This is a genomic window from Alcaligenes sp. NLF5-7 (genome assembly GCF_024266725.1).
GTDB lineage: Bacteria > Pseudomonadota > Gammaproteobacteria > Burkholderiales > Burkholderiaceae_B > Alcaligenes > Alcaligenes phenolicus.
In genome coordinates, this window is the sequence record NZ_CP100755.1 from 3,272,879 (window position 1) to 3,299,313 (window position 26,435).

A 26,435-nucleotide genomic window follows, 5' to 3' on the forward strand; every position below is an offset into this window, starting at 1 on the left:
TATTTCTATAATCAAAACAATCACTGCAACCGATTGGAGACAATACGTGGACCGTTTCGAAGCGATGCATACCTTTGCCAAGGTGGTGGAAACGGGCAGCTTTACCAAGGCGGCCCAAGCTTTGCATCTGAGCCGAACCCGGGCCACGCATCTGGTGCAGCAATTGGAGGCACGCTTGCAGGTGAGCTTGCTGCATCGCACGACGCGCAAGGTCAGTGTGACCAGCGCTGGGGCACTTTATTTTGAGCGTGTGGTGCAATTGCTGGCCGATCTGGAAGACAGTGAGCGGGATCTGGCCCAAGCCTTGGCTTCGCCCAGTGGCCGCTTGCGGGTAGATGTGCCCAGCCCTTTAGCCAGCCGTGTGCTGGTGCCTGCCTTGCCGTCGTTCTACGCACGCTACCCGGATATTCAGCTGGATATGGGCGTAGGCGACAAGACGGTAGATCTGCTCGATGAAAGCATGGACTGTGTGGTTCGAGGTGGTCAGATTCAGGACCAGTCCTTGATCGCCAAGCGGGTGGGGGCGCTGCATCTGTCCATCTATGCTGCACCCTTGTATCTGGAGCGGTTTGGTACCGTTGTGCATCCTGAAGAGCTGGACGGGTCTGCGCATCGAATGGTGGGGTACCTGTGGGAGCATCAGAACAAACCGTTTCCTTATGCCTTGCGTCGCGATAAAGAACGGGTTTCTTTGCCAGGCCGTTATGGCTTGGCCGTGAATGATGGCAATGCCTATCTGGCAGCGGGTGAAGCGGGTTTGGGGCTGGTTTGCCTGCCGGCGTATTTGGCCAAGGAAGCGGTGCAAGCAGGGCGCCTGATCGCGTTATTCCCGGATTGGACGATGGACCCTATGCCCTTGTATGTGGCTTTTCATCGCAGCAAACATACGAATGTTCGGCTGCGTGTCTTTATTGATTGGGTTGCGGAGCAATTGTCTCAAGTATCTTGAGTGCCAAAAAAAGCCAAGGAGAATGAGTCCTTGGCTTTTTTCATTGAGTCCGATTTTTATTCGGCTTCGGCGCTGTCTACGACTGGAATGGTCGCCTGGGCAAACTCAGGCCGTTCTGTACCGTGCTTGATACGGTAGTCTTTCAGGAACTTGGCGATGCGGTTGATGGCCTCGCGCAGGTCCGGCTCGTGGGGCAGGAACACCATGCGGAAGTGATCCGGATGAGGCCAGTTAAAGCCCGTGCCTTGCACCAGCATCACGCGGGTGGCTTCCAGCAGTTGCAGGAAGAATTGGCGGTCGTCCTTGATGGGATAAACCTCGGGATCCAGACGCGGGAACATGTACAGGGCAGCGTGGGGCATGACGCAGCTGACCCCTGGAATCGCGGTGATCAGCTCGTAAGCCAGATCGCGCTGACGGCGCAGGCGTCCGCCTTCGCATACCAGATCGTTAATGCTTTGATAGCCACCCAAGGCGGTCTGAATGGCCCATTGGCCGGGCACGTTCGCGCACAGCTTCATATTGGCCAGCATGCTCAGGCCTTCGATGTAGTCGGCACCGGCTTTCTTGTCGCCCGAAATCACCAGCCAGCCTGCGCGGTAACCACATGCGCGGTAGCTCTTGGACAGGGAGTTGAAGGTCAGGGTCAGTACGTCGTTGGACAGGCTGGCCATGGCGGTGTGCTTCATGTCGTCGAACAGGACCTTGTCGTAGACCTCGTCGGCTAGCAGCACCAGATTGAATTCGCGAGCAATATCGACCAGAGCTTGTAGCACCGAGTCGGGGTAGAGCACGCCGGTGGGGTTGTTCGGGTTGATGACAACCAGGCCCTTGGTGCGTGGGGTGATCTTGGAGCGGATATCGTCCAGGTCCGGAATCCAGCCTTTGGATTCGTCACACAAGTAGTGCACGGGTGTACCGCCGGACAGGCTGGTGACAGCCGTCCACAGCGGATAGTCGGGCATGGGCAGGAGCAGTTCGTCACCGTCGTCCAGCAGGGCGTTGGTGGCCATTGCAATCAGCTCAGAGGCGCCATTGCCCAGGTAAATATCTTCCAGCGTCACGCCCTTGATCCCTTGTTCCTGGGTGTAGTGCATGACGGCTTTGCGCGCGGCAAAAATACCTTTGCTATCCGAGTAGCCCGAAGAGTTGGGCAGGTTGCGGATCATGTCGAGCTGGATTTCTTCCGGGGCGTCAAAACCGAATACCGCCAAGTTGCCGATATTGAGCTTGATCAGTTGCTGGCCCTCGTCTTCCATTTGTTTGGCCCGGTCCATGATGGGGCCGCGAATATCGTACAAAACATTCGCCAATTTGCTCGATTTCTTGATGCTATTCATGATGCTGGTAATCGGATTCCATGTGTGCTGCTGATGAACGGTGCAGGGCTGATGCCTGACCAGCCTTATACCTTACCGCATGCGTGGGCCTGTCTTGTAAGCATCAAGCTTAAAATGTGGCATTGTCGAATTTTGGCGACACTCTTTTGTCGAAAAAACGGCTGTCTTTGTCGATAGGCTCCTTACTACCTGGACATATTCCGCTTTATGGATTGGATTGGCATGATGTGAAATCAGCCCTCCTTTATTTTTCTTGTTTTTGAAGCGCTCTGATATTAAGATTCGACATCAAATCATTTGATGTCGAACTATGAAACTGGAAGCGAAATATCGGGCCTTGCTCTCGCACGCAGAGCAGCAAAAGGGCGTCAACGTTCAGGGCATGTCCCTGTGTTTTCAGCTCCTGTCCTTGTCTGCCCGTATTGATCGGGACTGCGCCGCCTTGTTGGCGCCCCATGGCTTGAGTGAAGCCCGTTTTGTACTTTTGTTCCTGCTGGAGGAAGCACCCGACGGCATGCCTTCCCACATCCTGGCTGAACGGGCAGGCGTGACGCGGGCGACTGTCACAACTCTGGTGGATGGGCTGCTGAAAGCGGGCTTGGTGCAGCGCTTTGCGGCCCAGACCGATCGGCGTTCTGTCATGGTGAAACTCAGCCCTCAGGGGGCGGAGTTGGCCAGGACGCTGGTAGGAACTCACGCCCAGTGGATAGGCGAATTGTTCCGGCATTTGTCCGAGGCGGAGTGCACCCAGCTTAGCGCCTTGTTGAACAAAGCCGCTGGTGGAGAAGACGCGTCATGAGTATCGAGAACCGCAAGGCTTATGCCAAGGTCGCGGATATACCGGCTGATATTTTGCTGGCTCTGTCCAAGGGGGAAATCCAGGGTCTTACTCTGACCGAGTCCTTGGCCATCGATCAGCGCGTGCTGGTGGCGACCGTATTTCCGGATTTGGATGAGCAGGGTGCACAGCACATCGACACCCTGGCCCAATTGGGCATTCTCAAGCGCATGAAAGCCATTGGGGAATATTTGCTGGACACGTATGGCGAGATGGCCTGGACGCGCTGTTCGGATCACCCGGCTGATGTGGTGCGGGGCTGGGCCTGCTTTATGGTGGGAGCCCGTGCATCTTTAAGTGTGCCTCAGCGCCTGGAGGCACTGCGCCCTTTGGCTGATGATGCGCATTTTGGTGTGCGTGAATGGTCCTGGATGGCGGTACGTCCTCATTTGGTGGCCGAGCTGGATGCGTCGATTCAGAGCTTGCAGCAGTGGGCGCGCTCAGACTCGGAATATCTGCGTCGCTTTGCGTGTGAGGCTTTGCGCCCTCGGGGAGTGTGGTGCGCACATATTGCCATCCTGAAAAAAGAACCGGAACGCATGTTGCCGATTCTTGAGCTCTTGTATCGGGATGGCAGTGTGTATGTGCAGGACTCGGTAGCCAATTTCTTGAATGATGCGGCCAAGGATCAGCCGCAGTGGGTGCGTGATCTATGTGCCCAATGGCAGATGCAAGCGCCGGATAATGCTGCTGTGCAGCGCCTGTGTCGACGGGCGCTGCGCAGCGTGTCTTGATGCTCCGGTTCCAGTCCTGGAATCAGGAGGCGCGCAAGGTAATCAAGGTGATTTCTGAGGCGCGCCCCAGTCGCAGCGGGAAGCCCGCCCACAGTCCGGCACCGTAGCTGACGTACAACTGCATATCCCCTACTTGATACAGTCCACCCACATAGCCATCATTGGCCATCTGCACGATCTTGTGCATGCCCACAATATGGCCGCCATGGGTATGGCCCGACAACTGCAAGGCCGTGCCGGCCGCTGCGCTTTCCTTGGCGGTGTCAGGGCGGTGGGCCAACATGATGATGGGCATGCCAGCAGGGATCCCGGCGACTGCTGCAGCTACATCGGGCATGGGTTGCCCATGCACGGCTGCCGACTTGTCAGTAATGCCAGCCAAAGCAAAAGCAGCATCGTCTTGTTCAATAATGCTGTGCTCGTTCAGAAGCATACGTAGCCCAAGGCTGTTGAAGTGCTCTATCCAGGGCTGGTACTGGGTGTAGTACTCGTGGTTGCCTGCAATCACCCACACCCCTTGCGGGGCAGACAGGGCTTGCAAGGGGGCGACGTCATCGCGGCGCGCTTTCACCGTGCCATCGACCAGATCACCAGTAATGACGATCAGGTCCGGTTTCAAAGCCTGTGTTTTATCAACAATGGCTTGTATCCAGGGGCCTTGCAGCAGACGACTGGCGTGCAGATCAGTCAGTTGCACCAGCTTGAAACCATCCAGCTTGGGGGACAGGCCCTTGACCTTTACTTCGATGGACTTGAGCTCGGGGACTTGCACTGCCTGCCAGACACCCAGTGCGGACAGGCTGACCGCTGCGATGCCCAGCATGCCCCGCAAGGTAGAGGAGCGCAACAGAAGCAGCCCGGCTGGCTTGTACAGAACGCGCATCAGTAAACCTGCCAGATCGGTGATCAAGGTAAAGCAGGCGGCCAGCAGGACTGTCCCAAAAGCCCAGCCCAGGACCATGATGACTTGTGCGGGAATTTCCGGTGAGGCCCGTGAGCCCCAGAACAGCGCTACGGTGTAGTGGTGGAAGGTGGCGGCGACGGCCAAGATGCTGAGCAGCCATTTGATCCAGGGTTTGATCTTCAGCGGTTTGATCAGTCGCCAGGCGACATAAAGGGCAAAAACGAGGGCAGCGACTTGAAACACGAAATCATTCCAAAAAGAAACGGGGAGCCCGCGCTTGAGCAGGCGATAAAGCGTGCCCAGTATAGAGCGAGGAAGTGGGCATGATGTCAGCGCTCATCAGACAGTTACAGCTCCGTCACGAAAAAAGGTGGACATGCTTGATTACGTTTTGAGAGATTGCTTCGCACATCAAGTCATTAAAACTTCTAGGCTTTTTCCCAAGGGCACCCCAGTGGAACGGGGTTTTCGTTTGATTTGATTGGAGGACATATGGTGACTAAAAAATCCGCAGCCAAAACCAATCAGGATGCCGTGGGGCAAGGCGGGGAGTTACATCAGTTTGGCCATGCTGAGTTGACGACCAATCATGGCGTACCGATATCGGACAATCAGAATTCCTTGCGTCTCGGGGCGCGTGGCCCGACCTTGTTGGAAGATTTTGTCCTGCGCGAGAAAATATTCCATTTCGACCATGAACGTATACCGGAGCGCATTGTTCATGCTCGCGGCACAGGAGCACATGGTTATTTTGAATGCACGCAAGCAATCCCGGAGTTGACCCAGGCCTGTGTATTTCAAAAGGAAGGACATCGGGTGCCGGTGTTCTGTCGTTTCTCAACGGTAGCCGGCTCTAAAGGCTCCAAAGACACACCACGCGACGTGCGTGGTTTCGCGGTCAAGTTCTATACCGAGCAAGGCAACTGGGATCTGGTGGGCAATAATATGCCCGTTTTTTTTATCCAGGACGCCATCAAATTCCCGGATCTGATCCACGCCGTCAAACCCGAGGCGGACCGGGGCTTTCCTCAGGCAGCGTCAGCCCATGACACATTCTGGGATTTTGTCTCCCTGATGCCCGAGTCTTTGCATACCGTCATGTGGCTGATGTCCGATCGAGCCTTGCCACGGTCCTTTCGCATGATGCAGGGCTTTGGTGTGCACACATTCCGTTTTGTGAATGCCAAGGGCAAGTCGCACTTTGTGAAGTTTCATTGGAAACCCAAGCAGGGCTTGCAGTCCACCCTGTGGGATGAGGCGGTCAAGATTTCCGGGGTGGACTCGGATTATCTACGACGCGATTTGTACGAGGCGATTCAAAGCGAAGCCTTCCCGGAGTGGGAACTGGGTGTGCAGGTTTTCGATCAGGAGTGGGCGGACAAGCAGGACTACGATGTGCTGGATGCGACCAAACTCATTCCAGAGGAAAGTCTGCCCGTCAAAATCGTGGGTCGTATGGTTCTGGATCGTTATCCCGACAACTTCTTTGCAGAGACCGAGCAAGTTGCTTTCTTGCCGTCCAACATCATTCCGGGGATCGACTTTACGGATGATCCTTTGCTGCAAGGCCGCTTGTTCTCCTACCTGGATACGCAAAAGTCTCGACTGGGAACGGTCAACTTTCATCAGATTCCTATCAATGCACCCCGCTGCCCATTCAGTAATATGCAGCGCGACGGCATGATGCAGACGCAGGTTCCCAAGGGCCGTGCGACCTACGAGCCCAATAGCCTGGAGGAGGCGGGTGAATCGGGCGGGCCGCGCGCGCAGCCGCATGGCTTTCGCACCTTCCCCAGTACCGTAGACGATGGCGCAAAACTGCGTGTACGGGCTGAGTCGTTCTCGGATCATTACAGCCAGGCCCGATTGTTTTATCGCTCTCAGACTGAAGTTGAGCAGGAGCATCTGATTGCCGGGCTGGTATTTGAACTGTCCAAGGTCCAGCTCAATCATGTTCGTGTGCGTGTGCTCTCGCACATGCGTGTCATTGATGAGGATCTGGCCAAACGAGCGGCTCAGGGATTGGGGCTGGATTTGCCGCCTCCTGCCAAGCCCGCCCGCGAGCCGATCGACATGGCACCTTCCAAAGCCTTGTCCATACTGGCCCAGAAGTCGCCGATTGCCGGTCGGATGCTGGGTATTCTGGTAACGGACGGAGCTGACAAGGGCTTGCTGGAAATGCTGCTGACAGGGGCTCAGGAAGCCGGGGTGGCCGTCAAGCTTATCGCTCCGCAAGTAGGGGGAGTGACGCTGTCAGACGGCACACAATTGGCTGCCGACGAAAAGATTGCGGGTGCGCCCTCCGTTCTGTTTGATGCGGTGGCCTTGCTGCTTACCCAGGAAGAGGCTTCAAAACTGTGCACTAACAAGGCGGCAGTGGATTTTGTAGCCGACGCCTATGGACACTTGAAAGCAATTGGTCATAACGGCGCAGCCCAGCCCTTGCTGGACAGGGCGGGCGTATCAGTAGACAAGGGTGTGTTCGTCATTAAAACCGGTGATGATCTGCTTGAAAAAGTGTCTTCACGGTTCTGGGAGCGACGGCATCAGGTAGATGGTATGGCCTGATGTCTTGTGAAAAGGGGGCGGTGCCGCCCCCTTTCACGTGCCGTCAGTAGCGCCAGCTTAGCCCCAGCACGGGGCCCGACATGCGAGTGTCAAAGACATGGCCGGAGCGACGATAGTCCACATCCAGCATCTTGTATCCGGCAGCGATGGAGAAGTTCTCTGACAGGTCGTAGTTCAAGGTCAAGGTAGCTTGATAGCTCAGGCGCGAGCCCACGCCAAAGCCGCCCAAGTGGATCTGGGCTTGAGTGGAAAACTCCGGGGTGAAACGATAGAACGCACGCAGTCCTATCATGGGGTCCACCCAATTGAAGCTCTCCTGATGATGTCGGGTTCGGCCAGCCGTACTCAGATGGGCACGGGTGCGTATATCCCAAAACGAAAAACCGGCCAGTGCGTCCAGGCTGGCTTGTTCAGTATCGTAGATGCGGTAACCACCTTGCAATGTGGCCATGAACAGACGTGTGTCCACGGTCCCTTCTGCAGCACCGACCAAAGGCAAACCACCTACCACTTCACTTTCGCGTGTGTTCACGTAGAGCAGGTCACTGTTGAACACATAGCGGTCGCGACGCACCCAGGCGTTCAGAAAGGCCGCGGCACGCAGATCGTGCAGGACATCTGAAAAGGACTTTTCTATATCCAGGGAGGGCGCGCGTTTGAAGGGGGAGGCCTCACCCGACAAGCCGGTAATCCAGGCATAGGGTGTAATCTGCACGGCATAGTGTGGCGAAGTCGTGCTGTCGGAAATGGCGTCTGGACCTTGAGCACTCACTTGGGCATGAGCCAGACTGGCCAGTGGCAAGACTCCCAATAATAGCCAGCGGGAATGAGTGAGTTTACGCATCATTGTCATGGACCCCCTTTTTAATTCTGTAAATGACGGCGCACTAGCGCCAGTCTTGTGTCTTTCGGTATGCTGGACTAGCCGATCACCAACCCGTGGAGAACGTGTCATGCATGTGTTTTACCTTAGCAAGCAAGATATTGATAATTTGTTGCCCTTAGTGCAAGCGGCGTTACACGCTGATCGCACCGGACAAGTTGGTTTCACGGACGAAGAACTGGCCTTGCGCGCTGCCCTGGAGGCGATGCAGGACCCCAAGCTGTCCGAGCTGCTGGCCGGTGCCCGTGTCGAACCGGGCCGCATAGCCGTTGGATTGGCTGAAGAAGATTACCGGGAAAACCTGCTGGCTCTGGAAACCCGTGACAGTGCTTATGTCATTGACCAGCTTATGGATAGCTATGCAGGATTGCCGGGGTTTTTTGATTGCCTGGAGTTTTAGACGAATTTGCAAAACAGCCCGTTACGGGCTGTTTTTTATTGCATGTTATTGAAGTCCGTGTCGAGGCATTATGCCGTTCCTTGTGCCTACGGATAGGATTTGGCCATTCCTGGTAATTAATGATCTTCCAGTTCTGGGTAAAAGATTTCGAGCACACATCGCCTGTGTTTTCAGATCTGAATGACTATTTTTAAGTTTTTTAAAACAAGAAAAAGGCCTGTGTAGTTTGGAGATCTTATTTGGTTCATTTATACGCGGGCTGATAAGGCAGCTACCCACGTTTTCAGAGTGAAAAACGCAGTTTCAAGGCGATCAGGAAGAAAAAATAATATTGCGGTCGATCATGAGTTAGCAAATGTTTTTATTCTCAAAACAAGGGATTTCATGCTCCGTTTTTGTCGGTCTTGCACCACAAGACTTAACTTGGCTTGACGCAATGTCCTAATCCTGTTTTTGTTACACCCGTGTCCAATGTATCGGCTGTGTAAGCAGTCGGTTTTTTTGTTTTATTGATTGGGCGGCTAGCCGTCTCTGGAGAGAAAGATGTTGCTAAAAAAATGTCGTCGTACTTTGCTGGCATGCGCAGTTGGGCTGGCTTTGGTGCCTGCGGCCTCTCAGGCGTGTACCCGAGCTGTTTTTCTGGGTGATAACGGACAGGTGATTACCGGTCGCTCCATGGACTGGAAGCTGGATGTCGGCACCAACCTCTGGATTTTTCCTCGCGGTGAAAAACGTACTGGCGAAGCTGGCCCCTCGTCCATTGAGTGGACCTCGAAATACGGCAGCGTGATTGCGTCGGGTTATGACATTGCTTCTACCGACGGGGCCAATGAAAAAGGTTTGAACGTCAACTTGCTGTGGCTGGTGGAGTCCCAATATCCCACGCCTCAAAAAGGCGATAAGACCTTAAGCATGTCTTTGTGGGGACAGTACGTCTTGGATAATTTTGCAACCGTGGCCGAAGCGGTTGCTGCATTAGAAAAAAATCCCTTTGTAGTCGTTACTGCCAAGGTCAAAGGTGAAGATCGCTTGGCAACTTTGCACCTGTCCATGTCGGATGCCACAGGGGATAGTGCGATTATCGAGTATATCGACGGTAAGCAACACATCCACCATAGTCGTAAATATCAGGTTCTGACCAATTCGCCCACATTTGATCAGCAATTGGCCATCAAGGATTACTGGCAACAGGTGGGGGGCATGAACATGTTACCCGGCACTAGCCGTGCTGCAGATCGTTTTGCTCGCGCCTCTTTTTACATTGATGCAGTGCCACGCAACCTGAGTGATGACAAGGCCGTAGCCAGTGTGTTGAGCGTGATACGTAACGCTTCTACTCCATATGGCATGACAGTGCCCGGTCAGCCCAACAACTCCTCGACACGCTGGCGCACGGTGTTCGACCATCAACGTAGTTTGTATTATTTTGATTCGGTTCTGTCACCCGGTGCATTCTGGGTGGATATGAAAAAAGCGGATTTTTCGGCAGAAACCGGCAAAGTGATGAAGCTGGATCTGGGGCCGGAGCAAAGCAAGGTCTACATGGGTGAAGTGCTGGACCACTTCAAACCAGCCCAGCCATTCAAGTTCGAACCCGCCGAACCGCCCGCTGTTTAATGGGGCAGTGGTATATGCCACTCTAGGCTGAATACCCGGGGCATAGCCGACAGCGATCACATGATGTTCATGCTTAGCTGTTATGCTATGCCCCGTCTTTATTTGTTGAAGTAGCTGTTTCATGACCTATGTAGTGACGGAAGCCTGTATCCAGTGCAAGTACACCGATTGTGTGACGGTGTGTCCCATGGATTGTTTTTTTGAAGGCCCGAATTTCCTGGTCATTCATCCTGACGAATGCATTGACTGCTCCATCTGCGTGGCCGAGTGTCCGGTGGGGGCGATTGTCAGTGATCAGGATGTGACGCCCGAGCAGCAGGTCTATGTGGAGCTGAACCGGACCTTGAGCGAGGACCCGGCCTGGAAGCGTATCAGCCAGCAAAAAGCGCCCTTGCCGGATCATGAATACTGGGCGACTCAGACCGACAAGCTGGCGCTGTTGAAGAAAGATTAATGGGCTTTCTGATGGCTGTTGTTGCGTTGGAAGTACCAGACCGCCAAGGCCGCCATCACCAGCAAAGCCGTACAACTGGCCAGTACGGCGACATAGCCTTTATCAAAAGAGTCACGGGCCAGTTCACTTAAGGTCAGAGCCAGATTCTGTGGCATGGTTTCTGCCATCAATAAGGCCTGATCCAGGCTGTCGTAGGCCAGGGCGCGGTCACTTAATTCCTGTGGCAAGATCAGGCTGGCGCTATATACGAAGGACAGCAGGCTACCCATAATGGTCACGCCCAGCGCACCACCCAGTTCATAAGACATTTCCTCGACCGAGGCCACCATACCAGCGCGCGAAGGCGGCACGCTTTGCATGATAGTGCTGGAAGCCGCCGTCATGGCCGCACCGATGCCCAGGCCCAGCATGACCAGGCTGATCACTTGTAGAGGCTGTGCACTGTTATGCCACAGCAGATAAGCGGCCATGCCTGCTCCCGCCAAGCTCAGGGCGCCAATCAGCAGTCGCTTGCTGCCGATGACGACCAGCAGGCGCCCGGCCAAGGGGCCGGCTATAAAGGCTGCCAGCGGCAAGGGAATAATGGCCAGGCCCGCTTCCAATGGTGAGAAACCCAGTACCAATTGCAGGCGTTGGCTGAACACCAGCTCCATACCGATCAAGGCCGCTGAGGCCGTCAAGGCAGAGAGTACGGCGGTGCTTAGCGTGGCGTCCTTGAACAGGGCAAAGTCCAGCAAAGGGAAAGGGCTGCGGTTCTGTTGACGGACAAACCAGCTCAGAAACAAGATGCCGATCAGCAGGGCGGCAGCGGTCAAACCCCAATCCGTATGCAGCTTGCCCATTTCCTTGATAGCCAGGGTGCTGGCTACCAGGCCCACCATGATCAGCAAGGAGCCTTTGATATCCCAGGGGCGCGATGCATCTGGCGTGGAGCGGGGCACCAGAATCCAGCCCATAGGCAACGCGATCAGCACGATGGGCACGTTGATCAGAAAGACTGATCCCCACCAGAAATGTTCCAGCAGGAATCCGCCCAGAACCGGACCAAAGGCGGCACCACCGGAGGCGATAGAAGACCAGACACCGAAGGCCACCGCACGTTCGCGCTCATCATGAAAGGTGATGCGTATCAGCGATAAAGTGGCGGGCATCATCATGGCCGCTGCCACACCTAAAAAGGCGCGTGCGGCGATCAAGGCCGTTGGGTTCGGAGAGTAGGCGGCTGCGACTGAAGCCAGACCAAACATGGCCAGACCCGACAGGAACAGGCGCTTGTGACCCAGGCGGTCACCCAGGGTGCCCATGCCTAGCAGCAGTCCGGAGACGACCAGAGCGTAGCTGTTGATGATCCACAGCTTGTCCGAGGCCGAGGCCTGCAGATCATGGGTCAGGCGTGGCAGGGCGGTGTAGAGCACCGTCATGTCCACCACAATCAGTAGAAGAGCTGCCGACACAATTGCCAGGATCAACCAGCGACGGCTTGGGGATAGGGGAGCAGTGTGGGCTTGATGGGTAATCGAGCTGTGCAGCATAAAAGACCAGAGCGGTAGGAAAGCAAGTATGATCTATCAATATTATCAACAGTCAAAGTTGATTAGCATCTATAAAATAGATAAATGGATTGGACACTGGAACGTATTCGACATTTTGTCGCTGTGGCAGAAACTGGCTCCATGACTCAGGCCGCGAAAGAGTTGGGCAAGGTGCAGTCAGCCGTCAGCACCTCGATTTCCCTGCTGGAAGCGGATCTGAATCTGGAGTTGTTTGATCGTTCACGACGAACGTTAAGCCTGACGGTGCCGGGCGAAATCATGCTGCTGGAAGCCAAGGCTCTGTTGCGTCAGGTAGACGTGTTGAATCGTCGGGCACTGGATTTCTCGCAAGGGCAACCGACCAGACTGGAAATTGCTCTGGATGAAGCCTTGCCTCAAGAGCCCTTGCGGCTGCTGCTCAAGGAGCTGGCTGAACGCTGGCCTGCACTGGAATTAACGGTCTGGAACGGAACCGCTTCCGAGGTGATGGACTATGTGCAGGAAGGCCGCTCGGATATGGCTTTTCAGTTTGATCGCGGTGCTGATGCCGCGTCATTCGCGCAAAGTTATATCGGCGCTGTGCCCCAAGCGATTTGTGTGGCGCGTACGCACCAGCTTGCCAGTCAGCATCAGGTCAGCCGTAAAGAGCTGACGGCACATCGACAATTGCTGATTCATATTGAAGGGACAGAGCAAATGGTTGTCAGCCCCAGTGTGTGGCGCTCAGACAGCTTTTATGTCATTGCCGATATGGTGGCCGATAGTCTGGGCTGGGCGATTTTGCCCCTGAATATTGCCGAGTATGCAAACTTGCGCAACAAGCTGGCGCAGTTGCATTGCCGGGAGATGGTTTTGCCACCCTTGCCAGTGCGGATGCTGTGGCGGCAGGGGCAAACTTTGCCCCCTGCGGCAGTGTGGATGCAGCAGCGCCTGTCGGAGCTGCTGCCTTAAGCCTGTTTAGCAGGCTAGTGGGGAAGGGCGGGAAAGCTGACCGTTGGCCCAGCGTTGTACGCCTTCCCAGATATCAGAGGCGTGATGCACGGTCATATCGGCTTGCCAAGTGCTCAGGCTCTCGTCCTGAGCGCAGTAGCCGTAGGCGGCAATCATGGTGGCCATGCCAGCAGCCTGACCTGCCTGGATGTCGCGCAGATCATCACCTACGTACAGGCAGTCTTTGGGATCAAAGCCCGTTTTCTCGGCGGCATACAACAAGGGGGCGGGATGAGGTTTGGTGTGCTGGGTAGTATCCCCGCCGACGGTGACTGCGCAACCCGCTTCCAGTCCTAAATGACGGATCAGGGGCAGGGCCAGGTATTCCAGCTTGTTGGTGACGATGCCCCAGGTGTAGCCGGCCTGCTCTAACTGTTTCAGCATGGGGGCTACGCCCTCAAACAGATAGGTCAGCTCCGTCATGTGATCGTTGTAGTCCTGCAGGAACTGTGCTCGCAATTGTGCGTAGTTGGGGTGATCGGTATTGATATCCAGGGCTACCTTGAGCAGCCCCCGTGCACCGTGCGAGGCATAGGGACGCAGTGCTTCGTAGGGCAAATCAGGCAGGCCATGTTCCTTGCGCATGCGATTGGCCGTAGCGGCCAGATCCGGAGCAGAGTCGGCCAAGGTGCCGTCGAAATCGAATAGAACCAGTTTATTCATGAGGGCTTAGCTTTGGCGGCGGCTGGCCAGCAGGTAGTTGACGGAGGTGTCGCCAGACAGGTGATAGTGCTCGGTAATCGGGTTGTATTCCAGACCCTTCAATGCCAGGGCATCCAGACCACTGCGGCGGGCCGAGGAAATCAGCTCGCTGGGTTTGATGAAGCCCTCATAGCTGTGCGTGCCTTTGGGAATCAGGCGCAAGAGGTACTCGGCGCCCACAATGGCAAACAAGAAAGATTTGGGATTGCGATTCAGAGTCGAGAAAAAGACCCAGCCACCGGGTTTGACCAGTTTGGCGCAGGCCGCAATGATGGAGCCCGGATCGGGGACATGTTCCAGCATTTCCATGCAGGTGACAACGTCAAAACGACCCGGGTGCTGATCGGCCATGTCTTCGGCGCTGATCATCTCGTATTTGACGGGTACGCCCGATTCCAGACTGTGCAAACGGGCAATCTTCAAGGAGCGCTCGGCCAGGTCAATGCCGGTGACGTCGGCGCCGGACTGAGCCAGGCTTTCCGACAAGATTCCGCCACCACAACCGACGTCTAATACCTGCTTGCCCGCCAGGGAGCCGGTGTAGGACAGAATCCAGTCCAGACGCAAAGGGTTGATGGCGTGCAGCGGTTTGAACTCGCTGTCAGGGTCCCACCAGCGGGATGCCAGTGCACTGAATTTATCGATCTCTGCGGGATCGACATTGACGTTAGTGACGGTGGAAGCGGTCATGGCTCATCCAAAAAAATTAAGGCCCCGCAAAAGCGGAGCCTTAATTGTAGCCTTAGCTACAGAAATACGTGATGCAGCAAGAATTACTTGCGGTTGCCCACGATTTCGATTTCTACGCGACGGTTTTGAGCACGGCCTTCGCGGGTCTTGTTGGACGCCACTGGCTGAGCTTCGCCCTTGCCTTCGGTGTAGATACGGTCTGCAGGTACGCCCTTGTTGACCAAGTATGCTTTAACAGCATTGGCGCGACGCTCGGACAGCTTCTGGTTGTAAGCTTCAGCGCCGATCGAGTCAGTGTGACCGGTAGCGATCAGAGTTTCCAGATCGATGGACTGAACGGTGTCAGCCACTTGATCCAGAACCTGGCGGCCTTCTGGCTTGATGGTGGATTTGTCGAAGTCGAAGAACGTGTCAGCGTTCAGAGTCACTTTGGTGACAGTAGGAGCGACGACAGGAGCTTCGGGGGCTTGGGCAACGGGCACACCGTCACAACCTGGAATACCTGTAGCAGGTGTCCAGAAGTTGTTGCGCCAGCACAGTTCGTTGGTGCCGTTTTTCCAAACGTCGCCGAACGGATTGCGCCAGTTGTTAACTTCGCCGGACTCTTGTGCGGAAACTGCACTAGTGGCCGATGCGGCGGCAATGGCGAGTACAAGTGCGATTTTGGAGGGTTTGTTCATATTTCTCCTCGTTGAGCTGATGCTGTTAAGTGACCGCAGCGAACCCCTGCCGCTGATTAACGGAACCAGTATAGCAATCCTTTGAACGGAACAAAGACTTGCTTGCGCTGGGTTTCATGCGTGTTAGGTCGAATCTTAAGACATTTCGGCCACATGCGTGAGGGGGACGGGGAACGATTCGTGAAGATGCGTGGAATTAGCCTTGTTCTTTCCTTTTATTGTTGGTTTTAGGCAACAGGGGAAGGGTGGGGCCGCTTCTTCAATCCATCATCGATACGATTAGTGGACGATGGATTTTTGGCGAATCGACCGTTTCAATCACATATCGCCCGCCTTCTCGCCTCGCTACGCTGCGTCCCTCTATGTGAAAGTGCTAGAATTTCCTCTTGTCCGTTTACGGCTGGCTTACTGCTTAACCCATATCTATAAAGAATTGACCTATGGATTCCTTTGCCAAGGAGACGCTTCCCGTTTCGCTTGAAGAGGAGATGCGCCGCAGCTACCTCGATTACGCCATGAGCGTGATTGTGGGCCGTGCTCTTCCCGACGTGCGAGATGGTTTGAAGCCCGTGCATCGCCGTGTTCTGTTCGCCATGCATGAACTCAATAACGACTGGAATCGTGCCTATAAGAAGTCGGCTCGTATCGTCGGTGATGTGATCGGTAAGTACCATCCTCATGGTGACTCTGCCGTCTATGACACTATCGTGCGTCTGGCGCAGGACTTTTCCATGCGCTACACCCTGGTCGACGGACAAGGTAACTTTGGTTCCATCGACGGGGATAACGCCGCGGCCATGCGTTACACCGAAATCCGTCTGGCCAAGATCGCCCACGAACTGCTGGCCGATATCGACCAGGAAACCGTGGATTTCGTGCCTAACTATGATGGCAGCGAAAAAGAACCGGCCCTGTTGCCTTCGCGTCTGCCCAACCTGCTGGTCAACGGCAGCTCGGGTATTGCCGTGGGTATGGCTACCAATATTCCGCCGCATAACCTGGCTGAAGTGGTCAACGGCTGTCTGTACTGCCTGAGCCACCCCGAGTGCACGGTTGATGAGCTGATCGAATACATCCCGGCCCCCGACTTCCCGACCGGTGCCATTATCTATGGCATGTCCGGTGTGCGCGAAGGCTATCGCACGGGCCGTGGTCGCGTCATCATGCGTGCCAGTACACACTTTGAAGACATGGAAAAGGGCAACCGTCAGGCCATCGTGGTCGACGCCATTCCTTACCAGGTTAACAAGAAGTCGCTGCAGGAACGCATTGCCGAGCTGGTCAACGAAAAACGCATCGAGGGTATCTCCGATATCCGCGACGAGTCCGACAAGGACGGTATGCGTTTGGTCATTGAACTGAAGCGCGGCGAAGTGCCGGAAGTTGTGCTGAACAACCTCTACAAGAATACGCAGTTGCAAGAAACCTTCGGGATGAACATGGTGGCACTGGTCGATGGCCAGCCCCGTCTGCTCAACCTGAAACAGTTGGTGGATTACTTCCTGAGCCACCGCCGCGAAGTGGTTACTCGCCGTACCGTATTCCAGTTGCGCAAAGCGCGCGAGCGCGGTCATGTGCTGGAAGGTCTGGCTGTGGCCCTGGCCAATATTGATGAGTTCATCGAAATCATCAAAGCGGCTCCAACGCCACCGGTTGCCCGTGTCGAGCTGATGGCTCGGTCCTGGGATTCCGGTCTGGTGCGCGAGATGCTGGCCCGTGCCGACACCAGCGCCATTGTGGGCGGCCGCCAGGCTTACCGTCCGGATGATTTGGGCGCTGAATTTGGCATGAACACAGACGGTCTGTACCGTCTGAGCGAAGTGCAGGCCCAGGAAATTCTGAACATGCGCTTGCAGCGCCTGACTGGCCTGGAGCAGGACAAGATTGTTCAGGAGTACCGCGAGGTCATGGACAAGATTGCTGACTTGCTGGATATCCTGTCCAACCCGGCCCGTGTGTCCGCCATTATTGGTGACGAACTGATCGCCGTGCGCGACGAGTTCTCGGCGACTGGCAAGGACGTTCGTCGCTCGCAAATCGAGCACAACGCCACCGAGCTGGATACCGAAGACTTGATCACCCCTATGGATATGGTGGTGACGCTCTCGCATACCGGCTACATCAAGAGCCAGCCGCTGTCCGAGTACCGGGCCCAGCGTCGTGGTGGCCGTGGCAAGCAGGCCACCGCCATGAAAGAGGACGACTGGATCGACAAGCTGTTCATCGCTAATACCCACGATTACCTGCTGTGCTTCTCCAACCGTGGCCGTGTGTACTGGCTCAAGGTCTGGGAAGTGCCACAAGGTTCGCGCAACTCGCGTGGCCGTCCTATCGTCAATATGTTCCCTCTGGAAGATGGCGAGAAGATCAACGTGGTGCTGTCCGTCAAGGAATTCAGCGAAGATCAGTTCGTGTTCATGGCGACCTCGCGCGGCACGGTCAAGAAGACCCCGCTGTCCGACTTCTCCAACCCCCGTAAGGCCGGCATTATTGCTGTGGGCCTGGACGAGGGCGACTACCTGATCGGTGCTCAGCTGACCGACGGCGTCCATGACGTCATGTTGTTCTCTGACGCCGGCAAGGCCGTGCGCTTTGACGAGGGCGATGTGCGCCCAATGGGCCGTGCAGCCCGTGGTGTGCGCGGCATGACGCTGGAAGAAGGTCAGTCCGTGATTGCCCTGCTGGTGGCCGAAGACGAAACCCAATCCGTGCTGACCGCCACCGAGAACGGTTTCGGCAAGCGTACCCCGATTGGCGAATACACGCGTCACGGTCGTGGCACCAAGGGCATGATTGCCATCCAGACCTCGGCTCGTAACGGCAAGGTCGTGGGTGCGGTGCTGGTTCGTGAAACCGACGAGATCATGCTGATCACCAACGCTGGTGTGCTGGTACGCACTCGCGTGGCTGAAATCCGCGAAATGGGTCGTGCGACTCAAGGTGTGACCTTGATCAGCGTGGACGATGACAGCGAGCTGTCTGGTGTGTACCGCGTGGTAGAGACCGATGACGAGGTCGACGCCGAGCTGGCCGAAGAGGGTCAGGCGCCAGAAGGTCAGGAGCAGGATAATCAACTTGATTCCGCCCAAGACCAGGCGGACCCTTCCGGCGAGGAAAACGAGTAATGCGTGTATGGAATTTTTCGGCAGGCCCGTCAATGCTGCCGTTGGAAGTGCTGGAGCAAGCCGCTGCTGAAATGACAGATTGGCATGGCACCGGCATGTCCATCATGGAAATGAGCCACCGTAGCAAGGACTATATGGGTGTGCGTGACGAGGCAGAAGCCGATTTGCGCAGCTTGCTGTCCGTGCCCGATGACTTTGCAGTGTTGTTTGTTCAGGGTGGGGCACAAGGCCAGAATGGTCTTTTGCCCTTGAACCTGATTCAGCGCAATGGCAGTGGCAAGGCCGACTACGTGCTTTCGGGCAGCTGGTCGGTCAAGTCCTGCGAAGAGGCTCAGCGCTACGGTGATATTCACGTTGCCGGTACCAGTGGTCAGGCGTGGCAGGATCAGGGCAAGGAATGGGCGCCCTGGACCTGGTTCCCCGAGCCTTCTCAATGGGATGTGCGCCCGGACGCGGCTTACCTGCACGTTTGCACCAATGAAACGATTGGTGGTGTGGAGTTCAACGACATTCCCAAGCTGGATGTGCCTGTTGTTGCAGACGTTTCCTCCAACATCCTGTCCTGCCCGATCGATTTCTCGCGCGTGTCCGTGGCCTATGCCGGGGCGCAAAAGAATGCGGGTATGTCCGGCATCGCCTTGATGATGATACGCAAGGACCTGTTGGGCCATGCCATGGATCTGTGCCCGTCGGCGTTCAACTACGCCAACATTGAAAAGCAGCAGTCCATGTTCAACACGCCGCCTACGTACTCGATCTACATGGCCGGGCTGATGTTCAAGTGGCTGGAGCGCCAGGGTGGTGTGGCTGCCATGCAGGCACGCAATGCGGCCAAGTCCGAAGCTTTATACGGCTTTCTGGATGCGTCCGAGTTCTATAACAACACCGTGCATCCGTCGTATCGCTCGCGCATGAACGTCCCGTTCCTGTTGCGTGATCAGTCCCTCGATTCCCTGTTCCTGGAACAGGCTACGGCTGCAGGTCTGACTTCCCTGAAAGGACACAAGAGCGTGGGCGGTATGCGCGCTTCAATCTATAACGCCATGCCGCTGGAGGGTGTGCAGGCACTTATCGATTTCATGACTGAATTTGAACGACGGAATGGCTAATACCTTAACTGAGCGCCTGCTCCCTTGGCGCAATCGTATTGATGAGCTGGATCGCCAGATCCTGGAGCTGCTCAACGAGCGTGCTCGTGCGGCTTTGGAGGTGGGCAAGATCAAGCAGGACTTCAATACAGAGGAAGTCATCCTCAAGCCCGAACGCGAGGCACGTATTGTGCGTCGCTTGCAGTCAGAAAATGAGGGCCCGTTCACACCGGCAGCAGTCGAAGCGGTGTGGGGGCAGATTATTTCTGCCTGTCGCGGTCTGGAAAGCGTGTTGCGCGTGGCTTATCTGGGCCCGCAGGGCTCTTTTTCCGAGCAAGCCGCCTACGAGCATTTCGGCCATGCTTTGGATGGCCTGCAATGTGATTCCTTCGACGAGGTTTTCCGCAGCGTCGAAGTGGGTCAGGCTGAGGTGGGCATGGTGCCCGTCGAGAACTCGACAGAAGGCGCCGTGAACCGCACGCTGGATTTGCTGCTGAACTCGCCCTTGCGTGTCTTGGGCGAGCGCTCGATTCGTGTGCATCACAATCTGCTGACCCAAACTGGCACGATGGAAGGCGTCACCCGCGTGATGGCCCATCCTCAGGCTTTGGCGCAGTGCCAGAACTGGCTGCAAAAGCATTACCCACAGCTTTTGCGTGAGGCCGCCTCCAGCAACGCTGAAGCAGCACGCATTGCGTCGTCCGATCCTACGGTTGCAGCGATTGCGGGCAATACGGCTGTTACCGCCTGGAATCTGGGGGTGGTCGAGGCCGGTATTCAGGACGATCCGCACAACCGCACCCGTTTCCTGGCCATTGGCAATATCGAGTCCCTGCCTAGCGGTAATGACAAGACCAGCATCATTCTGGCGGTGCCCAACCGGGCTGGTGCTGTTTATGACATGCTGTCTCCTTTGGCTGTGCATGGCGTGTCCATGACTCGCCTGGAGTCGCGTCCTGCACGGACAGGGCAGTGGGAATATTATTTCTACGTAGACCTGATCGGCCATCGTGATGAGCCAGCCATGGCTGCTGCTTTGGCAGAACTGAAGAAACAAGTCGCCTTTTTCAAGATTCTGGGTTCTTACCCCGTAAACGACTTTTAAGCATCAGCAACAAGAAAGGCCTGGGGGGAGGTTTCACCCTCAAGGCCTTATTGTCTGTTCAGGACATGCCTTGTCAGAACGAGTGGCTCGCACAGGATCTGCTTGTTTCGGTCAGTCTTGCGCAGTTGCTTGGTGCGTTGTGCCATCAAGAGCTGGCTAGACAAAATAGAGGCTTTGCGTGTTGCTTTAATCCTTTGATGGGGTTTGGGCAGCCGTCTGGCAAAGTCTGCATCAATATCCCGGTTTTGCTCGTGCTATTTCACGCAATACGCGCAGCATGGACGGCCTGAGAGGGAACGGAATTAATCATGATAGCGTCATCAGAAACTATGGCGCCGCCGCCCTTGGTTCCGGTGCTGGCGATCGTCGGAGTCGGTTTGATTGGCGGCTCTTTGGCTCTGGCGCTCAAGCGCTCCGGGGCGGTAGGAAAAGTGCTGGGCGTAGGTCGACAGCTGAAAAGCTTGCGGCGCGCGCAGGAACTGGGCCTGATCGACGAGGTCGCCACGCTTGAGCAAGCCGCGCAGCAAGCGGACCTGATTGTGCTGGCTACGCCTATCGGGGCCATGGCCTCGGTATTGAAAACCTTGCGTCCCCATCTGCGTGACGAGACCTTGATCAGCGACGCAGGTAGCACCAAGGTCGATGTGGTCAGTGTGGCGCGTGAGGCGCTGGGTGATCGTATCAGCCAGTTTGTTCCCGGTCACCCCATTGCTGGTGCGGAGACCGTAGGTCCCGAAGCGGCGCGTGCTGATCTGTACGACGGTCGCAACGTCATCTTGACCCCCCTGGAAGAAAACAGTGCCAGCGCACGCGAGCGTTTGATTGCCGTGTGGGAGGCTTGCGGGGCGCGTGTCATGTTGATGGACCCGGCCACGCATGACGAAGTGCTGGCATCGGTCAGTCATGTGCCGCACTTTTTATCCTCGGTTTTTATGTGGCAGGTGGCCTCCAGTGCCAACTCGGATCAGCGCTTTGCCTTGGCAGGAACTGGCTTTCGGGACTTCACCCGCATTGCAGCCGGATCAGCCGAAGTGTGGCGCGATATTTTCCTGAGCAACCGCGAGGCTGTCTTGGGTCAATTGCAGGAAGTACGTCAGGCCCTGGATCAGGCCGAACAGGCTTTGCAGGACCAGGATGGTCAGGCTTTATACGAATTTTTAGAGCGTGCTGCCTTGGCGCGCCGTTTTTGGGCAAGTAGGAGTGGTTTGCAATGAGCCAAAGCGACAGTCTTGTTTTGAACCCCGTCAGCCGCGCTAGCGGACAACTGCAATTGCCAGGGTCCAAGAGCATTTCCAATCGAGCCCTGTTGTTGGCCGCCTTGGCTCAAGGGCAAACACGCCTGGAAGGCTTGCTGCATTCGGACGATACCCGCGTCATGATGGCCGCTCTGCAGCAAATGGGCGTGGCTGTGCAGGACCTGGGGCAGGGCACGGTAGTGATCGACGGTGGGGCTCCTTTTGCGCATCGCGATGCCGATCTGTTTTTGGGTAATGCAGGTACGGCCTTCCGCTCCTTGACCGCTGCTTTGGGCTTGATGGGTGGTCGCTTCAACCTTAGCGGTATTGCCCGCATGCACGAGCGCCCCATTGGGGATCTGGTGGATGCGCTGCGCAGCCTGGGGGCTGAGGTGCAATATCTGGGGGCAGAGGGCTATCCTCCCTTGGCGATTGGTGAGTTGGCACAGGCTGATCAGCGTCGTGTGTCGGTGAAAGGCTCGGTATCCAGCCAGTTTCTGACAGCCTTGTTGATGGCCGCTCCCTTGTTGACTGCTCGTACGGGCCAGCCTTTGCGTATCGAGGTGGAAGGGGAGTTGATCTCTCAGCCTTATATTGAAATCACGCTGGCCATGATGGGCCGTTTCGGTGTGCAGGTGGAGCGCGACGGCTGGAGCAGCTTTACTGTCTCCGCCGATGCGGCTTATGTCAGCCCCGGCTTGTACGTGGTGGAGGGCGATGCCTCGTCCGCTTCGTATTTCATTGCTTTGGGAGCTATTGGCGGTGGCCCGCTACGTATTCAGGGCGTGGGTACAGAAAGTCTGCAAGGCGATATTCAGTTTGCGGATGTGGCCCAAGCCATGGGTGCTCGTATCGAGCGTCATGCCAATGAGCTGATCGTTTCTGGTCAGTGCGTAGCCAAGGGCGACAAGCTCAAGGCCTTTGATCTGGATTTCAACCATATTCCTGACGCCGCCATGACGGCAGCTGCCATGGCCATGTTTGCTGATGGTCCTTGCACCTTGCGCAATATCGCCAGCTGGCGCGTGAAGGAGACAGACCGTATTGATGCCATGCAGGCCGAATTGCGCAAGCTGGGGGCAACAGTAGAATCCGGGCCGGACTGGCTGACTGTGCATCCTATTGCCGCCGGTCAATGGCGTTCGGCCAGCATCGAAACGTATGATGACCACCGCATTGCCATGTGTTTTTCACTGGCCAGCTTTGGCCCGGTGCCGGTCACCATTCTGGATCCCGGCTGTGTCAGCAAGACGTTCCCCGAGTATTTTTCTGTTTTTGAACAATTGGTGCAGGCATGACAGAGCAGAGCATTCCCGTCATAACCATTGATGGCCCTACCGCTTCCGGTAAAGGGACGATTGCTTCCCTGGTCGCGCAGCGGCTGGGCTGGCATACGCTGGACAGCGGTGCCTTGTATCGCCTGACCGCCTTGTCCTGCCTGCGTCGCGGCGTGGATGTCCAGGACGAGGCCCAGGTCCAGCATGCGGCCCAGAGCCTGAACGTGCATTTTGATTACCCCCATATCTACATGGATGGCGATGACGTCAGCGACGCCATTCGTCAGGAAGAGGTAGGAAATCTGGCCTCTCAGGTGGCGGCCTTGCCTCTGGTGCGTGAGGCACTTTTGCAACGGCAGCGGGATTTTCGCGTTGCCCCCGGTTTGGTGGGCGATGGGCGCGATATGGGCACAGTTGTCTTCCCGGACGCACCTTTAAAGATATTTTTGCTGGCAGATGCGGAGGTACGGGCTCAAAGACGCTGTAAACAGTTGAGCGAAAAGGGTATTTCTGCTAATCTTACGAGTCTTTTGGCGGACTTGCGTGCGCGCGACGAACGTGATCGTTCTCGAACCCATGCCCCGCTTGTGCCTGCGCCGGGTGCCCACATTGTGGATTCTTCCCAGCTCAGCATCCAGGAAGTTGTAAATAAGGTGCTCGACCTTTGGTCGGGCATTGCGGTCCCGACAGCCTAATCCCGTGCTGATCGGGCTTTGTTCACTCCACCGGGTTCTGCCTGGTGTGTTTTTTATGGCCATTTTGGCTAACGGATTGATTTAATGTCCACTAACCTTCACACAGACGCAACGGGCGGCGAAAGCTTTGCCGATTTGTTTGCAGAAAGCATTAAAAACCAAGACCTGAAAAGCGGCGAAGTCATCTCCGCCGAGGTTCTGCGTATTGACCACAACTACGTTCTGGTCAATGCTGGCCTGAAGTCCGAAGCACTGATCCCTCTGGAAGAGTTCCTGAACGATCAGGGCGAACTGGAAGTTCAAGCTGGTGACTTTGTTTCCGTGGCAATCGACGCCTTCGAAAACGGCTACGGTGACACCATTCTGTCCCGCGACCGCGCCAAGCGTCTGTCGGCCTGGTTGTCCCTCGAGCAAGCGCTTGAGTCCGGCGAACTGGTCAACGGTACCATCACTGGTAAGGTCAAGGGCGGTCTGACCGTCATGACCAACGGCATCCGCGCCTTCTTGCCCGGTTCGCTGGTTGATCTGCGTCCTGTCAAGGACACCACGCCATACGAAGGCAAGACCCTGGAATTCAAGGTCATCAAGCTCGATCGCAAGCGTAACAACGTCGTGTTGTCGCGTCGCGCTGTGCTGGAAGCCTCCATGGGCGAAGAGCGTCAGAAACTGCTGGAAACCCTGTCCGAAGGCGCTATCGTCAAAGGTATCGTCAAGAACATCACCGATTACGGTGCGTTCGTGGATCTGGGCGGCATCGACGGTCTGCTGCACATCACCGATATGGCATGGCGCCGTGTTCGTCACCCATCCGAAGTTCTGCAGGTGGGTCAGGAAATCGAAGCCAAGGTCCTCAAGTTCGATCAGGAAAAGAGCCGCGTCTCCCTGGGCGTCAAGCAGCTGGGCGAAGATCCATGGATCGGTCTGGCACGTCGCTACCCACAAAACACCCGTCTGTTCGGCAAGGTTACCAACCTGACCGACTACGGTGCATTTGTTGAAGTGGAAGACGGTATCGAAGGTCTGGTTCACGTATCCGAAATGGATTGGACCAACAAGAACGTTGACCCACGCAAGGTTGTGACCTTGGGTGAAGAAGTCGAAGTCATGGTTCTGGAAATCGACGAAGATCGTCGTCGTATCTCCTTGGGCATGAAGCAGTGCCGTGCCAACCCATGGGAAGATTTCGCCATCAACTTCAAGCGCGGCGACAAGGTTCGCGGTGGCATCAAGTCCATCACCGACTTTGGCGTGTTTGTTGGTCTGCCAGGCGGCATCGACGGTCTGGTTCACCTGTCCGACCTGTCCTGGTCCGAGACTGGCGAAGAAGCCGTTCGCAACTTCAAGAAGGGCGACGAAGTTGACGCCGTGGTTCTGGGCATCGACACCGACAAAGAGCGCATTTCCCTGGGTATCAAACAGCTGGAAGGCGATCCGTTCAACAACTTCGTAGCAACCTACGACAAGGGTGCCGTGGTTAGCGGCGTCGTCAAGTCCGTGGAAGCCAAGGGTGCTGTTGTAACTCTGTCGCTGGACGTTGAAGGCTACCTGCGCGCCTCCGAGATTTCCTCGGGCCGTGTTGAAGATGCCACGACGGCTCTGAAAGAAGGTCAGGAAATCGAAACCATGATCTTGAGCGTGGATCGCAAGACCCGTTCGATTCAGTTGTCCATCAAGGCTCGTGATACCGCCGAAACCGCTCAATCCATGGCCCGCCTGACCGAAGCCAGCGCTTCGTCCGGTACGACCAATCTGGGTGCTCTGCTGCGTGCCAAGCTGGACCAGCAGCAACGTGACGACGGTTAATCAGCGTGACAAAGTCTGAGCTGATCGCGTTGTTGGCCAGCCGCTATCCGCAGCTGGCTCTGCGCGATATGGATTTCGCCGTGAAAACGGTTTTGGATTCTATGACCCAGGCCCTGGCCAGTGGTCAACGGATCGAAATCCGAGGGTTTGGCAGCTTTTCGCTCTCTACCCGCTCGCCGCGGGTAGGGCGCAATCCCAAATCGGGTGAAAAAGTGATGGTGCCTGGCAAACAGGTGCCGCACTTCAAGGCCGGCAAGGAATTGCGCGAGCGAGTCGATTCTGTCTTTCTCGAGCAAGAGCAAATCGAAGCAGACGACCAGTCGTCTGCCTTCGAGCAGCTCAATGCGAGAGTCCGTCACGGTTAAGACCTACTTGCATACTGATTACACAGGCCCTTTTCAGGGCCTGTTTTGCGTGTGCGCTAAATTCCGCTTGCACGTACAATCAGACATTATAAAAACACTGTTGGAGCCCTAAAAATGCGCTATCTAGTCTGGGTACTGCGTCTGCTCGTTTTTGTGATCGTGCTGCTGTTCGCACTGAAAAACACGGAACCGGTGCAAGTCAGCTTTTTCGCCGAGCATATTATTCAAGACGTTCCGCTGATCGTCGTAATGCTGGCCGCGTTTATTTTAGGTTTGGTGTTGGGGCTGCTTTTGATGGTGGGCGCGTTGATGCGTCGCCGTCGCGAGGTCAACCGCTTGCGCCGCGAAATGGACCGTCTGCAAGACAGACTGGAGCAAGCGCAGCAATCGCCCGTGAATACGGCTGCTGTGGCGCCCGAGACCGTCGCCCCGCTGGCGCCTTTGTAAGTCCTTGGAGTAAA

The 26,435-nt window shown here is 56.0% G+C and carries 24 protein-coding genes; 17 read left to right on the forward strand and 7 right to left on the reverse strand.

Annotated elements, in window-relative coordinates; all coding sequences use genetic code 11:
- Nucleotides 1-46: 46 nt before the first annotated feature.
- Nucleotides 47-949 carry a LysR family transcriptional regulator gene (locus tag MID00_RS15070; RefSeq protein WP_254499011.1) on the forward strand — a complete coding sequence of 301 codons (903 nt, stop codon included), beginning with the start codon at nt 47-49 and terminating at the stop codon, nt 947-949.
- Between the two features lie 56 nt (nt 950-1,005).
- On the opposite strand, the gene MID00_RS15075 is transcribed toward MID00_RS15070, so the two are convergent.
- A complete protein-coding gene (locus MID00_RS15075; RefSeq protein ID WP_009456304.1) occupies nt 1,006-2,289 on the reverse strand; it encodes a pyridoxal phosphate-dependent aminotransferase in 1,284 nt (427 codons plus the stop codon).
- 310 nt (nt 2,290-2,599) lie between these two features.
- Here MID00_RS15075 and MID00_RS15080 point away from each other — a divergent pair, with 310 nt between their 5' ends.
- Both MID00_RS15080 and MID00_RS15085 read left to right on the forward strand, forming a co-directional pair.
- Entirely contained in the window at nt 2,600-3,088 is a 489-nt protein-coding gene (locus tag MID00_RS15080; RefSeq protein ID WP_022983289.1) for a MarR family winged helix-turn-helix transcriptional regulator, read from the forward strand.
- Complete coding sequence (locus MID00_RS15085) at nt 3,085-3,861, forward strand: DNA alkylation repair protein (RefSeq protein ID WP_250755873.1); 777 nt, start codon at nt 3,085-3,087, stop codon at nt 3,859-3,861. Before MID00_RS15080 ends, MID00_RS15085 begins: the two co-directional genes overlap by 4 nt.
- Nucleotides 3,862-3,883: 22 nt before the next feature.
- On the opposite strand, the gene MID00_RS15090 is transcribed toward MID00_RS15085, so the two are convergent.
- Nucleotides 3,884-5,008: a metallophosphoesterase gene (locus MID00_RS15090; RefSeq protein ID WP_254499012.1), complete on the reverse strand. Its 1,125-nt coding sequence runs from the start codon at nt 5,006-5,008 to the stop codon at nt 3,884-3,886.
- A 249-nt stretch (nt 5,009-5,257) separates the two neighbouring features.
- Between MID00_RS15090 and MID00_RS15095 the strand changes: the two genes are divergently transcribed.
- A complete protein-coding gene (locus MID00_RS15095; RefSeq protein ID WP_254499013.1) occupies nt 5,258-7,333 on the forward strand; it encodes a catalase in 2,076 nt (691 codons plus the stop codon).
- A gap of 43 nt (nt 7,334-7,376) precedes the next feature.
- Here the strand turns inward: MID00_RS15095 and MID00_RS15100 are convergent, their stop codons facing one another.
- The gene (locus MID00_RS15100; RefSeq protein ID WP_254499014.1) at nt 7,377-8,180 is read right to left on the reverse strand and encodes a hypothetical protein; all 804 of its coding nucleotides are present in this window, start codon (nt 8,178-8,180) and stop codon (nt 7,377-7,379) included.
- Nucleotides 8,181-8,286: 106 nt separating this feature from the next.
- On the opposite strand from MID00_RS15100, the gene MID00_RS15105 reads away from it, so the two are divergent.
- The 3 genes from MID00_RS15105 (at nt 8,287) to fdxA (ending at nt 10,687) form a co-directional block, all read left to right on the forward strand.
- Complete coding sequence (locus MID00_RS15105; RefSeq protein ID WP_009456315.1) at nt 8,287-8,616, forward strand: hypothetical protein; 330 nt, start codon at nt 8,287-8,289, stop codon at nt 8,614-8,616.
- Between the two features lie 543 nt (nt 8,617-9,159).
- A complete protein-coding gene (locus MID00_RS15110) occupies nt 9,160-10,233 on the forward strand; it encodes a linear amide C-N hydrolase (RefSeq protein WP_022983286.1) in 1,074 nt (357 codons plus the stop codon).
- A gap of 121 nt (nt 10,234-10,354) precedes the next feature.
- Nucleotides 10,355-10,687 carry a ferredoxin FdxA gene (gene fdxA / locus MID00_RS15115; RefSeq protein ID WP_009464181.1) on the forward strand — a complete coding sequence of 111 codons (333 nt, stop codon included), beginning with the start codon at nt 10,355-10,357 and terminating at the stop codon, nt 10,685-10,687.
- Here fdxA and MID00_RS15120 read toward each other — a convergent pair.
- Complete coding sequence (locus tag MID00_RS15120; protein ID WP_083053338.1) at nt 10,684-12,219, reverse strand: MFS transporter; 1,536 nt, start codon at nt 12,217-12,219, stop codon at nt 10,684-10,686. The two genes, fdxA and MID00_RS15120, sit on opposite strands and share 4 nt — an antisense overlap.
- An 84-nt stretch (nt 12,220-12,303) precedes the next feature.
- Between MID00_RS15120 and MID00_RS15125 the strand changes: the two genes are divergently transcribed.
- On the forward strand, nt 12,304-13,170 hold the full coding sequence (locus MID00_RS15125; RefSeq protein ID WP_022983284.1) for a LysR family transcriptional regulator: 867 nt from the start codon (nt 12,304-12,306) through the stop codon (nt 13,168-13,170).
- 6 nt (nt 13,171-13,176) lie between these two features.
- Here MID00_RS15125 and gph read toward each other — a convergent pair whose 3' ends face one another.
- From gph to ompA, 3 genes are all read right to left on the reverse strand, one after another.
- Complete coding sequence (gene gph / locus MID00_RS15130; RefSeq protein ID WP_022983283.1) at nt 13,177-13,872, reverse strand: phosphoglycolate phosphatase; 696 nt, start codon at nt 13,870-13,872, stop codon at nt 13,177-13,179.
- Between the two features lie 6 nt (nt 13,873-13,878).
- A complete protein-coding gene (gene ubiG, locus MID00_RS15135; RefSeq protein WP_250755871.1) occupies nt 13,879-14,601 on the reverse strand; it encodes a bifunctional 2-polyprenyl-6-hydroxyphenol methylase/3-demethylubiquinol 3-O-methyltransferase UbiG in 723 nt (240 codons plus the stop codon).
- 83 nt (nt 14,602-14,684) lie between these two features.
- Nucleotides 14,685-15,281 (reverse strand): outer membrane protein OmpA, encoded by a 597-nt coding sequence (ompA, locus tag MID00_RS15140; protein ID WP_009464175.1) that lies wholly within the window; start codon nt 15,279-15,281, stop codon nt 14,685-14,687.
- Nucleotides 15,282-15,721: 440 nt separating this feature from the next.
- Between ompA and gyrA the strand changes: the two genes are divergently transcribed.
- From gyrA to MID00_RS15185, 9 genes are all read left to right on the forward strand, one after another.
- On the forward strand, nt 15,722-18,406 hold the full coding sequence (gene gyrA, locus MID00_RS15145) for a DNA gyrase subunit A (RefSeq protein ID WP_035272681.1): 2,685 nt from the start codon (nt 15,722-15,724) through the stop codon (nt 18,404-18,406).
- Nucleotides 18,406-19,515, forward strand: coding sequence for a 3-phosphoserine/phosphohydroxythreonine transaminase (serC, locus tag MID00_RS15150; protein WP_254499015.1), 1,110 nt, complete (start codon nt 18,406-18,408; stop codon nt 19,513-19,515). The genes gyrA and serC overlap by 1 nt, the downstream gene beginning before the upstream one ends.
- The gene (gene pheA / locus MID00_RS15155; RefSeq protein WP_026482974.1) at nt 19,508-20,599 is read left to right on the forward strand and encodes a prephenate dehydratase; all 1,092 of its coding nucleotides are present in this window, start codon (nt 19,508-19,510) and stop codon (nt 20,597-20,599) included. The genes serC and pheA overlap by 8 nt, the downstream gene beginning before the upstream one ends.
- A gap of 329 nt (nt 20,600-20,928) precedes the next feature.
- Nucleotides 20,929-21,813: a prephenate dehydrogenase/arogenate dehydrogenase family protein gene (locus MID00_RS15160; protein ID WP_254500303.1), complete on the forward strand. Its 885-nt coding sequence runs from the start codon at nt 20,929-20,931 to the stop codon at nt 21,811-21,813.
- Complete coding sequence (aroA, locus tag MID00_RS15165) at nt 21,810-23,132, forward strand: 3-phosphoshikimate 1-carboxyvinyltransferase (RefSeq protein ID WP_254499016.1); 1,323 nt, start codon at nt 21,810-21,812, stop codon at nt 23,130-23,132. The genes MID00_RS15160 and aroA overlap by 4 nt, the downstream gene beginning before the upstream one ends.
- On the forward strand, nt 23,129-23,806 hold the full coding sequence (gene cmk / locus MID00_RS15170) for a (d)CMP kinase (protein ID WP_009463907.1): 678 nt from the start codon (nt 23,129-23,131) through the stop codon (nt 23,804-23,806). Before aroA ends, cmk begins: the two co-directional genes overlap by 4 nt.
- Nucleotides 23,807-23,890: 84 nt before the next feature.
- Nucleotides 23,891-25,609: a 30S ribosomal protein S1 gene (gene rpsA, locus MID00_RS15175; protein WP_022983279.1), complete on the forward strand. Its 1,719-nt coding sequence runs from the start codon at nt 23,891-23,893 to the stop codon at nt 25,607-25,609.
- Nucleotides 25,610-25,614: 5 nt separating this feature from the next.
- A complete protein-coding gene (locus MID00_RS15180) occupies nt 25,615-25,974 on the forward strand; it encodes an integration host factor subunit beta (RefSeq protein ID WP_026482971.1) in 360 nt (119 codons plus the stop codon).
- Between the two features lie 114 nt (nt 25,975-26,088).
- Entirely contained in the window at nt 26,089-26,421 is a 333-nt protein-coding gene (locus tag MID00_RS15185) for a lipopolysaccharide assembly protein LapA domain-containing protein (RefSeq protein WP_250755870.1), read from the forward strand.
- Nucleotides 26,422-26,435 lie beyond the last annotated feature (14 nt).

Coding starts and splice junctions, on each gene's coding strand:
- cmk (WP_009463907.1), top strand. CDS start 23,129: ATGACAGAGCAGAGCATTCCCGTCATAACCATTGATGGCCCTACCGCT.
- MID00_RS15075 (WP_009456304.1), bottom strand. CDS start 2,289: ATGAATAGCATCAAGAAATCGAGCAAATTGGCGAATGTTTTGTACGAT.
- MID00_RS15120 (WP_083053338.1), bottom strand. CDS start 12,219: ATGCTGCACAGCTCGATTACCCATCAAGCCCACACTGCTCCCCTATCC.
- MID00_RS15080 (WP_022983289.1), top strand. CDS start 2,600: ATGAAACTGGAAGCGAAATATCGGGCCTTGCTCTCGCACGCAGAGCAG.
- ompA (WP_009464175.1), bottom strand. CDS start 15,281: ATGAACAAACCCTCCAAAATCGCACTTGTACTCGCCATTGCCGCCGCA.
- MID00_RS15160 (WP_254500303.1), top strand. CDS start 20,929: ATGGCGCCGCCGCCCTTGGTTCCGGTGCTGGCGATCGTCGGAGTCGGT.
- serC (WP_254499015.1), top strand. CDS start 18,406: ATGCGTGTATGGAATTTTTCGGCAGGCCCGTCAATGCTGCCGTTGGAA.
- ubiG (WP_250755871.1), bottom strand. CDS start 14,601: ATGACCGCTTCCACCGTCACTAACGTCAATGTCGATCCCGCAGAGATC.
- MID00_RS15185 (WP_250755870.1), top strand. CDS start 26,089: ATGCGCTATCTAGTCTGGGTACTGCGTCTGCTCGTTTTTGTGATCGTG.
- MID00_RS15095 (WP_254499013.1), top strand. CDS start 5,258: ATGGTGACTAAAAAATCCGCAGCCAAAACCAATCAGGATGCCGTGGGG.
- MID00_RS15105 (WP_009456315.1), top strand. CDS start 8,287: ATGCATGTGTTTTACCTTAGCAAGCAAGATATTGATAATTTGTTGCCC.
- MID00_RS15110 (WP_022983286.1), top strand. CDS start 9,160: ATGTTGCTAAAAAAATGTCGTCGTACTTTGCTGGCATGCGCAGTTGGG.
- pheA (WP_026482974.1), top strand. CDS start 19,508: ATGGCTAATACCTTAACTGAGCGCCTGCTCCCTTGGCGCAATCGTATT.
- fdxA (WP_009464181.1), top strand. CDS start 10,355: ATGACCTATGTAGTGACGGAAGCCTGTATCCAGTGCAAGTACACCGAT.
- gyrA (WP_035272681.1), top strand. CDS start 15,722: ATGGATTCCTTTGCCAAGGAGACGCTTCCCGTTTCGCTTGAAGAGGAG.
- aroA (WP_254499016.1), top strand. CDS start 21,810: ATGAGCCAAAGCGACAGTCTTGTTTTGAACCCCGTCAGCCGCGCTAGC.
- MID00_RS15085 (WP_250755873.1), top strand. CDS start 3,085: ATGAGTATCGAGAACCGCAAGGCTTATGCCAAGGTCGCGGATATACCG.
- MID00_RS15125 (WP_022983284.1), top strand. CDS start 12,304: ATGGATTGGACACTGGAACGTATTCGACATTTTGTCGCTGTGGCAGAA.
- MID00_RS15100 (WP_254499014.1), bottom strand. CDS start 8,180: ATGATGCGTAAACTCACTCATTCCCGCTGGCTATTATTGGGAGTCTTG.
- rpsA (WP_022983279.1), top strand. CDS start 23,891: ATGTCCACTAACCTTCACACAGACGCAACGGGCGGCGAAAGCTTTGCC.
- gph (WP_022983283.1), bottom strand. CDS start 13,872: ATGAATAAACTGGTTCTATTCGATTTCGACGGCACCTTGGCCGACTCT.